This window comes from Pantoea sp. S62, assembly GCF_016658625.1.
Lineage (GTDB): Bacteria > Pseudomonadota > Gammaproteobacteria > Enterobacterales > Enterobacteriaceae > Pantoea > Pantoea vagans.
Genome location: NZ_JACVVI010000057.1, coordinates 1 through 434, shown reverse-complemented (window position 1 = coordinate 434; position 434 = coordinate 1). Strand labels below are relative to the sequence as shown.

Sequence of the window (434 nt, the reverse complement as noted above, 5' to 3'; positions counted from 1 at the left end):
TTGTGGCGTGGTTTTTTCGCTGTTATCCAGCAGGTTATCGCCCGCAAACGGATTCAGGCTAATGACTGGCGTCGCAGGCGTGCCGGGATCGGCGGCGGCGACGGTAATCGGCAGGCTGCCGGTGGCCGCCGTGCCTGCTGCGTTAGTGACGCTGACGCCTATGGTGGTAGTGCCTGCGGCGAGTCCCGCCAGTGCCGCAGCCGGAATCGCAACGCTCCAGCTGCCATCCGCACCCACAGTGCCGTTGTAGGTCTGGCCGCCCAGCGTGACGGTAACGGTCTGACCCGCCTCAACATTGCTGGTAGATCCGGATACCGTTTGTGGCGTCGTTTTTTCGCTGTTATCCAGCAGGTTATCGCCCGCAAACGGGTTCAGGCTGATAGCTGGCGTCGCAGGCGTGCCGGGATCGGCGGCGGCGACGGTAATCGGCAGGC

General features: G+C 63.8%; 1 protein-coding gene. It reads right to left on the bottom strand.

The window, feature by feature from the left end:
* Positions 1-434: Ig-like domain-containing protein (locus IBT54_RS24915; protein ID WP_201253331.1), on the bottom strand; the 434-nt coding region annotated here is incomplete at both ends.